Source organism: Rhodococcus parequi, from assembly GCF_046042785.1.
In the GTDB taxonomy this organism is placed as follows: Bacteria; Actinomycetota; Actinomycetes; order Mycobacteriales; family Mycobacteriaceae; genus Prescottella; species Prescottella parequi.
On sequence record NZ_JBDLNV010000006.1, the window covers coordinates 203,811 to 218,383 of the forward strand.

General features: G+C 68.3%; 14 protein-coding genes. 11 read left to right on the top strand and 3 right to left on the bottom strand.

The features are described from left to right. Positions 1 to 171 precede the first annotated feature (171 nt). From fadD5 to ABEU20_RS18180, 11 genes are all read left to right on the top strand, one after another. Complete coding sequence (gene fadD5, locus ABEU20_RS18130) at positions 172 to 1,770, top strand: fatty-acid--CoA ligase FadD5 (RefSeq protein WP_420165769.1); 1,599 nt, start codon at positions 172 to 174, stop codon at positions 1,768 to 1,770. Positions 1,771 to 1,846: 76 nt separating this feature from the next. Next, positions 1,847 to 2,656, top strand: coding sequence for an MlaE family ABC transporter permease (locus ABEU20_RS18135; protein ID WP_420165770.1), 810 nt, complete (start codon positions 1,847 to 1,849; stop codon positions 2,654 to 2,656). Further along, positions 2,656 to 3,513 (top strand): MlaE family ABC transporter permease, encoded by an 858-nt coding sequence (locus tag ABEU20_RS18140; protein ID WP_420165771.1) that lies wholly within the window; start codon positions 2,656 to 2,658, stop codon positions 3,511 to 3,513. The genes ABEU20_RS18135 and ABEU20_RS18140 overlap by 1 nt, the downstream gene beginning before the upstream one ends. A gap of 1 nt (position 3,514) precedes the next feature. After that, the gene (locus ABEU20_RS18145; protein WP_420165772.1) at positions 3,515 to 4,696 is read left to right on the top strand and encodes an MCE family protein; all 1,182 of its coding nucleotides are present in this window, start codon (positions 3,515 to 3,517) and stop codon (positions 4,694 to 4,696) included. Further along, a complete protein-coding gene (locus ABEU20_RS18150) occupies positions 4,693 to 5,739 on the top strand; it encodes an MCE family protein (RefSeq protein WP_420165773.1) in 1,047 nt (348 codons plus the stop codon). The genes ABEU20_RS18145 and ABEU20_RS18150 overlap by 4 nt, the downstream gene beginning before the upstream one ends. Continuing rightward, positions 5,736 to 6,803, top strand: a complete 1,068-nt coding sequence (locus ABEU20_RS18155) for an MCE family protein (RefSeq protein WP_420165774.1) — start codon at positions 5,736 to 5,738, stop codon at positions 6,801 to 6,803. The genes ABEU20_RS18150 and ABEU20_RS18155 overlap by 4 nt, the downstream gene beginning before the upstream one ends. Beyond that, complete coding sequence (locus ABEU20_RS18160; RefSeq protein WP_420165775.1) at positions 6,800 to 7,915, top strand: MCE family protein; 1,116 nt, start codon at positions 6,800 to 6,802, stop codon at positions 7,913 to 7,915. The genes ABEU20_RS18155 and ABEU20_RS18160 overlap by 4 nt, the downstream gene beginning before the upstream one ends. Continuing rightward, on the top strand, positions 7,915 to 8,952 hold the full coding sequence (locus ABEU20_RS18165; RefSeq protein WP_420165776.1) for an MCE family protein: 1,038 nt from the start codon (positions 7,915 to 7,917) through the stop codon (positions 8,950 to 8,952). Before ABEU20_RS18160 ends, ABEU20_RS18165 begins: the two co-directional genes overlap by 1 nt. Next, positions 8,949 to 10,169 carry an MlaD family protein gene (locus ABEU20_RS18170; RefSeq protein WP_420165777.1) on the top strand — a complete coding sequence of 407 codons (1,221 nt, stop codon included), beginning with the start codon at positions 8,949 to 8,951 and terminating at the stop codon, positions 10,167 to 10,169. Before ABEU20_RS18165 ends, ABEU20_RS18170 begins: the two co-directional genes overlap by 4 nt. Further along, positions 10,156 to 10,749 carry a mce associated protein mas1a gene (locus ABEU20_RS18175; RefSeq protein WP_420165778.1) on the top strand — a complete coding sequence of 198 codons (594 nt, stop codon included), beginning with the start codon at positions 10,156 to 10,158 and terminating at the stop codon, positions 10,747 to 10,749. The genes ABEU20_RS18170 and ABEU20_RS18175 overlap by 14 nt, the downstream gene beginning before the upstream one ends. A gap of 45 nt (positions 10,750 to 10,794) precedes the next feature. Then, complete coding sequence (locus ABEU20_RS18180; protein ID WP_420165779.1) at positions 10,795 to 11,697, top strand: oxygenase MpaB family protein; 903 nt, start codon at positions 10,795 to 10,797, stop codon at positions 11,695 to 11,697. Between the two features lie 283 nt (positions 11,698 to 11,980). Here the strand turns inward: ABEU20_RS18180 and ABEU20_RS18185 are convergent, their stop codons facing one another. The 3 genes from ABEU20_RS18185 to ABEU20_RS18195 form a co-directional block, all read right to left on the bottom strand. Then, positions 11,981 to 12,694 (bottom strand): type 1 glutamine amidotransferase, encoded by a 714-nt coding sequence (locus ABEU20_RS18185; protein WP_420165780.1) that lies wholly within the window; start codon positions 12,692 to 12,694, stop codon positions 11,981 to 11,983. Then, positions 12,687 to 13,943 carry a Mur ligase family protein gene (locus ABEU20_RS18190; RefSeq protein ID WP_420165781.1) on the bottom strand — a complete coding sequence of 419 codons (1,257 nt, stop codon included), beginning with the start codon at positions 13,941 to 13,943 and terminating at the stop codon, positions 12,687 to 12,689. Before ABEU20_RS18190 ends, ABEU20_RS18185 begins: the two co-directional genes overlap by 8 nt. 125 nt (positions 13,944 to 14,068) lie before the next feature. Then, positions 14,069 to 14,449, bottom strand: a complete 381-nt coding sequence (locus ABEU20_RS18195) for a PLDc N-terminal domain-containing protein (RefSeq protein WP_420165782.1) — start codon at positions 14,447 to 14,449, stop codon at positions 14,069 to 14,071. Positions 14,450 to 14,573 lie beyond the last annotated feature (124 nt).

Sequence of the window (14,573 nt, forward strand, 5' to 3'; positions counted from 1 at the left end):
TCCGCGCAGGCGGGAGCGCCGTCGCACCAGACTCTGCGGGATCGAAGTCGGCCCGAGAATCGCAATTAACAAATCGCGCCTCGAAACCACTCAAAGCATGTAATCTGCCTCACATCGAACCATGGGTCCGGTCACGTCGGGAGGACCCGCCACGCACGAGAGGAACCCTCGATGGTCACTTCCGCTGCTGTGCCCGCCGCCTTGCTCGAGGCGCAGCGATCCCGTCGAACCAACTGGAACAACCAGGTGGCTCGGCACGCCCGCATGATTCCGGATCGTCCGGCGCTGCGCTTCCAGGGCGCGTCGATCACGTGGTCCACCCTGCACGACCGGGTCGAGCGGCTCGCGGACGCGCTGTCCCGGCGCGGCGTCGGGTTCGGCGATCGGGTGCTGATCCTGATGCTGAACCGGCCCGAGTACCTCGAGACGGTGTTGGCGGCCAACGCGCTCGGCGCGATCGCAGTTCCCGTGAACTTCCGCATGACCGTCCCCGAGGTGGCGTTCCTGGTGCGCGACAGCGGGGCCCGCACCGTCGTCGCCGACACGACACTGGCGCCGCTCGCCGCCGCCGTGCGGGCCGAGACGGGCAGTCTGGAACTCTCCGTCACGGTCGGCGCCGAGACGACGGGCGACACCCTCGGGTACGAGGAACTGATCTCCGAGGCCGGCACTCCCCGTGCGGCGGTGGATGTTCCGGACGACACCCCGGCGCTCATCATGTACACGTCCGGCACCACCGGCCGGCCCAAGGGTGCGGTGCTGACCCACAGCAACATGGAAGCGCAGGCGCTCACCTGTATTCGTGCCTTCCAGCTGAACCGCCCCGACGACATCGGGTTCTGCGCGTCGCCGATGTTCCACATCGCGGCGCTGGGATCGATGGCCCCGAGCCTCATGCTCGGCCTCACCACCGTGATCTACCCGGTCGGTGCGTTCGATCCCGACACCCTGCTCGACGTCCTCGAGGAAGAGGCGGTCACCACGCTGTTCCTCGTGCCCGTGCAGTGGCAGGCGGTGTGTGCGGTTCAGCAGGCGCAACCCCGAAAGCTGAAGTTGCGCGGCATCTCCTGGGGGGCGGCGCCCGCATCGGACACGGTGCTGCGGGCGATGTCCGACACCTTTCCGGATGCCTCGAACGTCGCAGTGTTCGGGCAGACCGAGATGTCGCCCATCACGTGTGTGCTCGACGGCGAGGACGCGCTCCGCAAGCTGGGCTCGGTCGGCCGCGTGATCCCGACGGTCCAGGCGCGCGTGGTGGACGACGATATGAACGACGTCGCCCCCGGTGAAGTGGGGGAGATCGTCTACCGGGGCCCGACGATGATGCTCGAGTACTGGCAGAACCCGGCAGCTACCGCGGACGCGTTCCACGGCGGATGGTTCCATTCCGGTGATCTGGTGCGCGTGGACGACGAGGGGTTCGTCTACGTCGTCGACCGCAAGAAGGACATGATCATCTCCGGTGGCGAGAACATCTACTGCGCCGAGGTGGAGAACGCGCTCTTCGCACATCCGAAAATCCTCGAGGCGGCCGTGATCGGGCGTCCCGATGCCAAGTGGGGCGAGATCCCGGTCGCGGTCGTGGCGCTGCGACCGACCGCGGGCGGCGACCTCACTCTCGAAGAGCTACAGCCGTTCCTCGACAAGCAGTTGGCCCGGTACAAGCATCCCAAGGCCGTCGTCTGCGTGGAGGCCCTGCCGCGCAACGCAAGTGGAAAGGTCGTCAAGGGGCAACTGCGGGGCGGGGCGTCGTCCGTCGTCCAGGGGTGAGAGTGGGGCCTGACGGCGCGCGGTAGGGGCGCGCCGTCAGGACGAGGGTCGATACGGGACTGGGGAGGGCCGGGACATGACCTACGAATTGCCCACCGCGAAGGGGCCGGTGCAGGACGTCGCGCTCCAGGGCGGGTATCTCATCGGTTTCTCCGTGCAGGCGATGGTCTCGCTGGTACGGGCGGTGTTGCGCGGCCGACTGTCCCTCGAGGAAACGGTGAGACAAACCCTGTTCATCGGCAGGGTCAGCACCGGACCGTCTCTGCTGCTGATGGTCCCGATCGGAGTGTTCGTCGCAGTGTCGGTCGGTGAACTGGCCGGCCGGATCGGCGCCGGAGGCTATTCCGGCGCGGTGGTGGCGTTCATCATCGTGGGGCAGGCGTCGGCTTTGGTGTGCGCACTGATGATGGCGGGCGTCGCCGGTTCGGCGATCTGTACGGATCTGGGCTCGAGAAAGATCCGCGAGGAGATCGACGCCATGGAGGTCATGGGCATCGATGTGCTCGAGCGCCTCGTCGCCCCACGTCTGCTGGCCGCGGTCGTGGTGTCGGTGGCGCTGTGCGCGATGGTCACCTTCGGTGGCGTGATGGCCTGCTACCTGTACCACATCTTCGTGCAGCATCTCCCCGCCGGAACGTTCCTGGCGACGTTCAGCCAGTACGGCCGCACATCGGATTTCGTGATGGCGCTCGTCAAGGCCGCGATCTTCGCACTCACCTCGACGCTGGTCGCAACGTTCAAGGGACTGCATGCGAAGGGTGGCCCGCGGGGCGTCGCCGACGCCGTCAACGAGGCTGTCGTGATCGCCTTCGCCCTCGTGTTCATCGTGAACACGGCTCTGTCCGCGCTGTACACCGTGATCGTCCCGGCCGTGGGAGCGTATTGATGGTTGCCTTCGACACCCGGGTGCGTCTGCGCCGGGCGATGCGACCGGTGTCCTCGGTGCTCGACGGGCTCGCCGACATCGGCCGGCACGTCACGTTCTTCTTCCGCACCCTGGTCTCGCTGCCGTACGCGGCGACGCGGTATCGCAAGCACGTGCTGGCTCAGATCAGCGAGGTCAGTTTCGGGACCAACTCGGTGCTGTCCGGCGGCGGGACCATCGGGATCGTGTTCGCGATGTCGTTGGCGGCCGCGATGATGCTCGGTGTCGAGACCCACCGTGGCCTCGAACTGGTCGGTATGACAACCCTTTCCGGAATGCTTTCGGCCATCGCGAACACCCGCGAACTCGCCCCGGTGGTGGTCGCGATCGCGCTCGCGGCGAAGGTGGGCACCGGATTCACCGCGCAGCTCGGCGCCATGCGGATCTCCGACGAGATCGACGCGCTCGACTCGATGGGAGTGCGGTCGATCCCGTTCCTCGCCGGCACCCGGGTGTTGGCTGCGATGGTGTGCGTGCTCCCGATCTTCATGATCGGCTTACTCGCCAGCTATCTGTCGACCCGCCTGGTGATCGTCGTGTGGGGCGGCGCTTCGGCCGGCACCTACGACTACTTCTTCCACCTGGCGCTGTCACCGATGGATCTCGTCTACGCCGCGATCAAAGCCATCGTGTTCGCGGGTGTAGTTGCGCTGGTGCACTGTTCGTACGGCTACTTCGCGTCGGGTGGTCCGGCGGGTGTGGGGCAGGCTGCGGGGCGGGCGCTGCGCACCGCGATCCTCGCGATCGGAGTGTTGGACGTGCTCATGACGTTCGCACTGTGGGGCCTGGTCCCGACGATTCCCGGGATGGGGGTCTGACGTGGACGTGTACTCGCGCCACCGCACCGCGTTCGTCCTGCGCGGTGCGGTCGCCGTCTTGGTCGCGCTGGTGGCCGGGACGGCGATGGTGTTGCGGGGAACCGGTCAGCTGCACCGGGATCCGGAGGTGACCGTCGCGATTCCGGCCTCTGCGGGTCTCGTCAACGGCGAGGCGCCGGTCCGGTACAGCGGCGTCAACGTCGGACGCATCTCGGGAATCGACTCGGGTACCGAATCGTCGGTGGTCCGTCTCCAGATCGACGCCGACTCGATCGACCGGATTCCCGCCGCCGTCATGGCGCGCGTCGTCCCCCGAACCTTCTTCGGGGACATCTACATCCAGCTCGTCGACGATCCCGCCGGGAACCCGGGGGAGAGCCTGGCCGACGGTGACGAACTGCGAGCCGACACCGGACCGGACGCGGTGGCCCTGTACGCCGTCTACACCCGTCTGGTGGACATCCTGGACCGGATGCAGCCACAGCAGATGCAGGTCGCCCTGTCCGCGTTGTCACACGCGCTCGACGGCCACGGCGCAACGGTGGGCCGTATCGTCGACCGGCTCGACACGGCGTCGGAGGGGCTGACGCCGGCAGTGCAGACGTTCCTCGGCGCGACCCCCGACTTCCGGACCGTGCTGCAGGCGCTGGACGCGGCCGCCCCCGACGTGCTCACGACGCTGTCGTCGGCCACGAACGTGTCGCAGAGCATGGTCGACAACAGGACGGCGCTGAACGAGGCCATCGAGGCGGCAGCGAGTTTCGCACCGGTGATCACGGCGTTCGTCGGTGAGCAGCGAGATCGCATGGTGACGGTCCTCGATTCGGCCGGCACGATCCTGGCCACCACCGCGGCGAACCCGACGGGCCTGGTCGGCACGCTCGAGGGTGCGCGCACGTTCGGTGCGGCGGGAGGACGCGTTTTCGCCACCGGTCACTTCGACATCACCGCCGTGCCCACCTTCGCGGACCCCATGCCCTACACCGCGGCCGACTGCCCTGGCTACGGCACCCAGGCGGGCAATTGCGGTCCCGCGTCCGTCGACGGTGGAGCCGACGAGCAACCGGCCCTCCGGGTCATCGAGGAGCGACTGCTCGGTGACGCGGCCGGAGCGGCGCAGAACCCCGCGTCCACCTTGATGTTGGGGCCGCTCGTCCGTGGAACCGAGGTGCGGATCCGATGAAGCTCGGATGGGTCCCGATCGCGAAGGTGATCGGATTCTGCGCGGTGGGGGTGGCGTGTGCGTCGCTGGTCGCCAACACCCTCTCGGTTCCCGTGCGCGGCGACAGCCAGCGGTACACGGTGGAGTTCACCGACGTCGAGGGCCTCCACGAGGGCAACCCCGTCACGATGTCCGGGGTCCGGGTGGGCCGGGTCGACTCCATAGCCTTCGCGGACGCCGGGGGCGGGACCAGCAAGGCCGTCGTGGGAATCGAGGTGTCGTCGGACTACGCCCTGGACCGGAACACCACCGCGGCGGTGCGGTACGGCGACATGCTGGGTGCGCGCTACGTGTCGCTCGGCCTGCCGGAGGGGTCCGCGGTGGTACCGATCGGTGCGGCCGCTTTCGAGGCCCTCGAACCCGGCGGGGTGATCCCGATCGAACGCACCACCCCGCCGGTCGACCTCACCGCGCTCATGAACGGATTCGCGCCCCTGTTCGACGCGCTGGACCCGGCCGAGGTCAACACGCTGACTCGCGGGTTCGTGGAGACGTTCGACGGGCAGGGCGCCACCGTTTCGTTGCTGCTCGACCGGATCGCCACCCTCACCACCGATCTCGCCGACCGAGGCGGTGTGTTCGAGCAACTCCTCACCAACATGAATGTGCTGATGTCCTCGGTCGACCGCCGGCAACCGCAACTCGAACAGCTGATCACCGGACTGCGTGACATGAGCACGTCGGTGGTCGGCAGCAACGACAGCCTCGCAGTACTGCTCGACGACGGCAACCGAGCCGTCGCGTCGCTCGCGGCGGCATTGGCGCGTTCGCAGGGAACCTTCGGGGCGTCGATCACCGATCTGACGTCCGTGACCGAGGCATGGATCGCCGACACCCCGGCCTTCGAGCAGTTCGTCGCGAAGATGCCGCAGTTCGCGGACGGGGTCAACCGGATCAGCGCTTACGGCGGGTTCGTGAGCTTGTACCTGTGCAACTTCGTCCTGCAGGCCGGCGACGTCGAGGCGAACATCTTCGGTAGTACCCACTCGGAGGTGTGCCGATGATGTTCCTGGTCAGGGTGATCGACGTCGTCGTCGGCGCGTGGCTGTTCCTGATCCGCGGTGAGCGGCGTCCCGGATCCGGCACCCCGCTCGCACTCGGAGCGATCGGCATCGTGCTGCTCGTGGCCGGTCTCGCGGCGGCGATCGGTATTCCGAAGCTGTGGTACCTGTCCCGGACCAGCCCGTACTCGGCGGAGCTGGCGAATGCGAGCGGTCTGTCCGACGGTGACCCCGTCTACGTCGCCGGTGTCCCCGCGGGGCGCGTCGAAGGTATCGACCTCGCCGGGGACCATGTGCGCGTGGACTTCCGGCTGGACAACGGGCAACCGCTCGGCAACCGGACCACCGCCACGGTGCGTCTCGAGACCGTGCTCGGCAAGCGTTATCTCGAGGTGGTTCCGGCCGGCGTCATCGAGGAGAGCCCCGATGGGGCCGCAGCCGACGTCATTCCGCTCGCCCGGACCACGGTGCCCTACAGCCTCGACGACGTCAGCCAGGATGCGACCGACGCCGCCACCCGGATCGACACGGCGTCACTGGAAGCGATGATGACGACGCTGTCGGAGGTGATGCCCGACGATCCGGAGCAGCTCGGCCGGGCCCTCGCCGGCATCAGTGGGGCATCGGCCGTGGTCTCCCGGAACGCCGAGCAGATCGACCAGCTGCTGGCGATGTCCCGGTCACTGTCCGATCTTGCGGTTCGACAGGGTGATTCGCTCACCACGACGGTCGCGAATGCGCAGACGATCGTCCGCACACTCGCGGTGCGCAAGGAGGTCGTCACCAGGCTGGTCGAGAACCTGCGCTCTGTGCTGTCGACCCTCACGACCACCTACACCGAACACGAGGAGGAGTTCGGGCAGATGACGGCGAACCTCGTCGAGGTGACGAATACGTTGCAGCGCAACGCCGATCACATCGGACAGATCCTCGACAAGCTCCCGCGCGCCCTGCGGGCGGCCACCGACGCGACGGGCAACGGGACGTGGACGGACGTCACCGCCCCCGCCGCAGTGGTGCCCGACAACCTGCTGTGCGCGCTCGGCGTGATGCAGGGGTGCCGATGACCGCCCCGACGCGCCCGCGCAGGGTCGGCAGGATCGCCTTGGTGCTGATTCTGGTGTCGGCAGTCGCGGCGGGTGCGTGGTACGTCTTCGCGGGGACCGACCGCACGACCACGGTCCAGGTCGACTTCGCGTACGTCAACGGCCTCTACCCGGGGAGCAAGGTGACCGTGCTCGGTGTCCCGGTCGGCACGGTCGAGGAGGTGGAACCGATGGGCACGTTCGTGCGGGTGACCGCATCGGTGCCCGAGTCGGTGGACCTGCCTGCGGACGCGAACGCGTACGTCCTCAACCCGGCGGTGATCAGCGACCGGCACCTCGAGTTCGGCCCGGCATACCAGGGCGGTCCCAAGCTGCAGGACGGCGACGTGATTCCCCTGGACCGCAGTCACGCGCCCATCGACTTCGACGGCCTGATGGGCAGTCTGAGCACCCTTACCGAGGCGCTGGGGCCGGAGGGCGGGAACGCCGGTGACCTGCTGTCGCGGGCCGCGTCCGGCATGCAGGGGCGCGGCGACGACTTCAACCGCGCCGTCCGCGATCTGGGTGCGGCAACGGGTGTCGTGGGCGCCCGCACCGAGGACATCGGTGCCGTCGTGGAGAACCTGAACATGCTGATGGCGCAGCTCGACGAGCGCCAGGTGAGTCTCGACTCGCTGGTGTCCGACCTGGCAGCGCTCGGCGACGAATGGTCCGCACAGGATCTGGACCTCGCCGAGCCCCTGCAGGATCTGGCGACCGTGTTCGGTCAGATCGACCGGTTCACCGCCGAACACGGCGAGGACGTCGGGGCGATCTCGCAGAACATGACGGTGCTCGGCGACACGCTCGCCGCGAATCGACCGGGGCTCGCCGAGTTCATGGACCTGGTGCCGCTGCTGATGCAGAACCTGTCGCAGACGGTGGGGCCGGACGACCGCGGCCGTATCCGGCTCAACGTCTCCACCGCGCTGACACAGTTCGCGGTGGCGCAGCCGCTGTGCGCGCAGTATCCGATGCCGTTGTGTACGGGCGCCGGATTCACCAACCCGATCTCCTTCCCGATCAGTGCCTCCGACCCCCTGGGGCTGGCGACGCTGCTCTCGGGCGGGATGGCCCCGACCGGGGGGAACTGATGCGGCGTGCCGCGATCGTCGTGGGAGCCCTGACCGGGGCCGTGCTGATCGCGGGCTGCGGTGCCGGAATCCAGGACCTGCCGCTGGGCCGGTCCGCCCCGGGCGAGAACTACACCGTCCGTGTGCAACTCGCACACGCGGACGGACTGCTGACGGGTGCCGACGTCCGCAACGGGCAGCGTGTCATCGGCCGGGTCTCCGCTCTGGCCACGGACACCGTCGGCGCGCTCGTCGACCTGAACCTGTCGTCGTCCGTCGCACTGCCGGAGAACGTCGAGGTGGCGGTGGAACTGCCGTCCGCACTCGGCAGTCCGTTCATCCGGATGCGTGCGCCCGAACAGCCGTCGACCGAGACACTCGCGGACGGTGACGTGATCGTCGAGTCGCGTACCGAGATCGGGCCGCAGATCGAGAGCGCACTCGCGGCACTGGGCGCGGTCCTCACCGGAAGCGGCTTCGACCAACTGGGGACCGTGCTCGACGAGTTGAACGTGGCGTTCGCGGGCCGTCCGCAACAGGTTCGCGGTCTGCTCGACACCGTCACCACGCTGACCGGAGCCGCGATGGAGCACCGTCAGGATTTCGACGCCGCAATGCAGTTGGCAGCCGACATCTCGAGCCGCTTCGCGGCGCAGCAGCAGACGATCGACGGCTTCCTCGACATCGCGCCGGAGGTGACGAACGTGTTGGTGGCGCAACGAGAAAGGATCTCGACGCTGCTCGACTCGAGTGCCGCCCTCGCCGGGCACGTCGACTTCGTGCTGACGCAGTCGTCGACGGGGTTCGATGCGCTGCTCGGCGACAGCGCGACGGTGCTGGCGTCGCTGCGCTCGTTCAACGCGAGCATCGGCGAGACCCTCACCACCATGAACGGGTTCCTCGACAACTTCGCGCGGGCGGCCAAGGGCGACTACCTGATGTTCGACGGCACCCTCGACGTCCCCGGGTCCATCGAGAACCTGCTGACCGGTGGCACGGCCGCCGTGCCCGCCGGGGCTGATTCCCTGCAGTCCCTGCTCTCGGGAGGTGTCCGATGAGACGGATCGTCCTGGTGCAGCTCGTGCTGTTCGCGATCACCGCGGCCGTGGTCGTGCCGTTCGGCATCGCCTACGTCGCCGGGCCCGGGGCATTCCGCGATCCGATCCGGTTGCACGCGAACATGTCCAACGCACTGGGCCTCACCGCGGGCACCAGCGTCACCTACCGCGGGGTGCAGGTGGGACAGGTGGCGTCGGTGGCGCTCGCCCCCGAACGGGGCGGCGCGCGGATCGAGTTCGACCTCGATGCGGGCACCCGGATCCCGCGGGACAGCATCGCGAAGGTCGGAATGGGGACCGTCGCCGGCATCCAGAACGTCGACATCTTCCCGAACACCGACACCGGGCCGTACCTCGAGGACGGCGACGAGCTCTCCGCGCCACAGGATCGACAGCCGGTCCAGATGGATCGGCTGATGGGGGATGCCGCAAAGCTGCTCGACGGACTCGACCCCGACGACGTCGGCACGCTCGGCACCGAACTGGGTGCGTCGTTCGAGGGACTCGGCCCCACGCTGTCGGGCCTCATCGAGGACGGGGACAAGCTCTCGGCACTGCTCGACGGGCAAGCCCCGCAATTGCGTTCGCTGTTCGTACGCACCGCGGACCTGCTCGGGACGATGTCCGGCACGTCGGACGCGTTCGTGCGCGGCACCGGCGCCGCCCGTGACTTCACCGAACAGCTGGACGCCGGCAGCCCCGTCCTGGTCTACCTCGTCGACCGGTCGCCCGCGGCGCTGAACCGGACCCGGGACCTGTTCGACCGCTACCGGAACTCGTTCGGTGCGCTGCTCGCGAATCTCGCCACGGTCGCTCCGGTCATTTCGGATCGACGTAGCGCACTCGCCGCCGGACTCGACGAGATCCCCGAGGGACTCGGGAAACTCGAGTCGATCGTCAAGGGGGATCGGGCACAGTTCGCGCTCGTCGGCACCCAGGGGCCGGTCTGTAACTACGACACGACCCGCCGTGCCGTGGGGGACATCAGCCCCATCGACCCGAACCTCACGCTGTACTGCCCGCCCGGGGAAGACATCGCGCAGCGCGGGTCGCGAACGGCGCCGCGTCCGGACGATCTCGGGCTGCAGAACGCGACCACGCCGGGAACGGTCATCGGGCCGCCGATGGTGCCGGACCCTGTCCTCGTCCCCACCGGGGCCGAGGCGCTCGACCAATGGAACCAACTGCTGGAGGAGCTCGGAAATGGCGAACGATAAGCCGGACCACGACGACACCGCCGCCGCGCCGGTTGCCACGCTGCCGGAACCCGCGGCGGACGGCGTCGCGCCGGCGCCGCGCGACGGACGACCGGCAGCGAACCGGTCGCGCAGCTTCGGTGTGGTGCCGGTGGCCGTTCTCGCCGCGTCGGCCGTCGTGTTCGCGGCGCTGGCCGGCTGGCAGTGGTGGGAACAGCGACAGCTCGACACTCTGCACGAGCAGGCGGTCGAGACCACCCGCGACTACGCGCAGACGGTGGCGTCGTTCGACTACCAGAACCTCGATGCCAACCGGGACAAGATCGCCGGGATGTCGACGCCCGAGTTCACGGGTAAGTACAACCAGATGGTCGACGCCTTGCGGAGCCTCGTCACCGACGGGCAGGGGCAGGCGACCGCCACGGTCTCGAACATCGGTGTCGAGAGCATCGACGATTCCCGCGCGGTCGTGCTGGCCTTCGTCGATCAGGAGGCGAAGAATGTGATCGCCCCCGAGGGGAAGTCGCAGAAGTACCGGATGGTCGTCACTCTCGACCGCGACGGCGACCGCTGGATCGTCGACAACGTCGAGACCAAGTAGCCGCACAGACCGGAAAGCCGCGAACCGCCGACGACGGAGGGATCCATGCCGACCCGCTACCTCGATCTCCCGGGCGCCGAACCGCGCCTGACGAACGATCGCACCCGCATCCGCATCGCGACCGGGCCGCGCCGCGGGGGACGGCCGGCCAGGATCTCCGACGCGCTCGACTTCTGGTCGTTCGCGGGCGGCGCGGCGAACGTGGTGATGCAGCTGTCGTGGCCGGAGGTGGGGCACGGCGTCGCCGAGAGCAAGGTCGAATCCGGCAGCCTGGCCAAGCATCCGTGGAAGCGGGCCCGCACCACGTTCACCTACCTGTCGGTGGCGATCCTCGGCTCCGACGACGAGCGCCGGGCCTACCGGGAGGCGGTCAACGGCGCGCACCGGTACGTGCGGTCCGACGAGAACAGCCCGGTGTCCTACAACGCGTTCAACCGCGAGCTGCAGTTGTGGGTGGCGGCGTGCCTGTTCATCGGGTTCGAGGACACCCACCAGTTGCTGCACGGGAAGATGACGCCCGAGCAGGCCGAGGAGTTCTACCGGTCGTCGTCGACCCTCGGCACCACGCTGCAGGTCACCGAGGACATGTGGCCGGCGACGCGGGCCGACTTCGACCGGTACTGGAACATCGCGTGCGAGCGGGTCGCGATCGACGACACCGTCCGCGACTACCTGAACGACCTGATCGCGTTGCGAATGGTGCGGTGGCCTCTGCGGATCGCGTTCGGAGAGCTGCTGAGGTTCCTCACCACCGGCTTCCTGCCGCCGCTGTTCCGCGAGCAACTCGCAATGGAGTGGAGCGAGGACGATCGCCGCCGCTTCGAGCATCTCTTCATCTTCGTGTCGTTCGTGAACCGGTTCGTTCCCCGGTTCGTGCGGCACCTGCCGAGTCGCGTGCTGATGCGGGACCTGGAACGGCGCATCCGCTCCGGAAGACGGCTCGTGTAACGCATCGGACGCGAATTCCGGACCGTGGGTCACAACTCGGAAAACTGGTGCCCGAGGCGTTGCCACGCACTGCCCACGGGCGTAGTTTCAGTAGTGCGGATCGAGTAAGTAATCGGAAACGGTGAAAGTCTCGTGAAACAGAGATGCGGCCGAGGATGTGAAAGCATTCCCGGCCACACCCCTGTTCGGGGTGTTTCGATCGCGCGAGAGGTACCGAACATATTCGGCAAGGACCCCCGGCGAGGGCGTCCGATTCCGGAGCCCGTCCCCGAACAGTGGCTTCTCAGCGCACCCGCAGGCGCTCGCGGCGCAGTAGATCCACCTCGGGCAGATCCAGCGGCGCGAGCTCGTCGACACCGATGGCGCGCTTCAGCAGCAGGTCGGCCAGTTCCGGGTTCCGGGCGAGCACCGGTCCGTGCATGTAGGTGCCGATCACAGATCCCTGCGTGACGCCCTCGAGCCCGTCGTCGACTCCGTTGCCGACGCCGCGGGTCACGCGGCCCACCGGCTTGGCGTCGGGGCCGAGTGTCGTTCCGCCCCGGTGGTTCTCGAAGCCGGACAGGGGGGCGGTCAGGCCGTCGATCAGGGGCGTCGTGACGACCTCGCCGATCGAGCGGGTCGCCTGCGGGGAGGTGGTGGCGTCGAGCATCGACACGCCGTCGACGCGCTCGCCCGACGACGTCTCGTACCAGTGCCCGAGTACCTGGATGGCCGCGCAGATCGCCAGCACGGGTGCTCCCCGTTCGGCGGCGCGCTGCAGCCCCGGATAGGTGGTGAGATGCCGCGTCGCGAGGCGCTGAGCCGAGTCCTCCGCGCCGCCGAGCGTGTAGACGTCGAGGGTCTCGGGGACCGGATCGCTGAGCGTGATCTCGACGACCTCGGCGTCGTAGCCGCGCATCCGCAGGCGCTGACGCAGGATCAGGGCGTTGCCGCCGTCGCCGTAGGTGCCCATGACGTCGGGCAGGACCAGGCCGATGCGGACCGTCGACTCAGACATCGCGGCTGTTCTCCTTCGCGATCGCGGTGTTGAGGTCACGGAAGGCGGTGTAGTTCGCCAGCACCTCGACCCGTCCGGGCGGGCACGACGCGATGGCCCGCATCGGATCGTGCTCGAGCGTGTGCTCGACGCCCGCGTAGGTGAGCCGAACCGCGAGGTCGGTGCCGCGTTCGCCCGCGGCGACCACCTTGACGCCTTCGAAGTGCTCGAAGCGCACGTCCCACAGCCAGGACAGGTCCTCGCCGTCGGGGACCTGGCCGTTGACGGCGATGACGAGGCCGTCGACGGTGTGGTCGATCATCGACAGAGCCTCCTGCCAGCCGGCCGGGTTCTTCGCCAGCAGCATGTGCACGGAGTGCGCGCCCACCTGGACGGTGCTGTACCGGCCCGCCACCTCGTCGACGATCGATGCGGCAGCGACCGCGTCCTCGGCCCTCGCCCCCATCGCGACCGCCGCCGCCACGGCCTGCGCCGCGTTGCCGCGGTTCGCCTTGCCGGGCAGCGTCAACTTCATCGGGACCACGAGCCCGTCCGGGCCGTACAGGTTGTCGTCGTCGAGCCACCAGTCGGGAGTGGGACGTGCGAAGTCCGACCCGGTGCTGCGCCAGTGCGGGCCGTCCCACAGGATCGGCTCGCCGGTGCGCGGGCAGCTGACCGAGTCGTTGGCCCAGCCGCCGCCCGCAGCGACCCACACGACGTTCTTGCAGTCGTACGCGACCGACGTGACGAGGACGTCGTCGCAGTTCGCGACCACGATCGCGTCGGGATGCTTCTGGAGGCCGGCGCGCAGGGCCCGCTCGATCATGTTGATCTCGCCGACCCGGTCGAGCTGGTCGCGGCTGAGGTTCAGCAGGACCACGACCTCGGGATTCACCGCGTCGGACACGTGCGGCACGTGCAGCTCGTCCACCTCGAGCGCCGCCAGCGGCGCGTCCGGGCGTGCGGTGAGTGCGGCGACGATGCCGGCGTCCATGTTGGCGCCGTCGGCCTGGGTGGCGACCTCGTCGAGTGTCGCGAGCGCGGCGGCCGTCATGCGGGTGGTGGTGGATTTGCCGTTGGTGCCGGTGATGACGACGGTGCGCCGTCCACGACCGAGCTGCTGCATGAGCGTCGGGTCGATCTTCAGCGCGATGAGGCCACCGATCATCGACCCCTTGCCCCGTCCGGCCTTCTGCGACGCCCAGGCCGCGGCGGCGGCGGCGCGCATCGCGACGCGTCCACGCAGGTTGATTCGAGTGCTGGTTCCCACGGGACGAGTTTTCCACAGGTCCGTGTAGGCCGTCGTCCGGCGCTGGTCGCCGCCGCGGAAACGGCGATGCCGCGCCCCCGAGCGGGAGCGCGGCATCGCGACGAGCAGCGCGGTGAGTGCCAGGGTCAGCCGGCGAGGGCCTTCGCCTTGAGCGACTCGAACTCCGTCTGCGTGATGGTGCCCGAGTCGAGGAGGGCCTTCGCGTCGGCGATCTGCTCGGGACCCGATTTGCCGGCGACCTGACGGATGTAGGCGTCCTGCGCGCTCTGCATGTCGTGGGCGGCCCGGATCGAGCGCTTCGTCATGTTGTCACCGTTGACGATGAGGTAGATCAGCGCGGTGATGAACGGCAGGATGATCAGGAAGACCACCCAGATCGCCTTGACCCATCCGGATGCCTTGTGGTCTCGGAACAGGTCCGTGATGATCGAGAACAACAGCATCAGGTACGCGACGAACGCGAAACTGACGAGAATCACCCAGAGAAAATCCCAGAAAGAGTCCATCTGTAGAGCTCCATTCGCGTGTCCTGTCGAAAGTGCATCTGACTTTGACACATCGGACGCCACAATTGGCTCATTCTCCGCGGATGAAATCCAGGTCACTCTCTCCGGCGTTTTGCGCACTTAT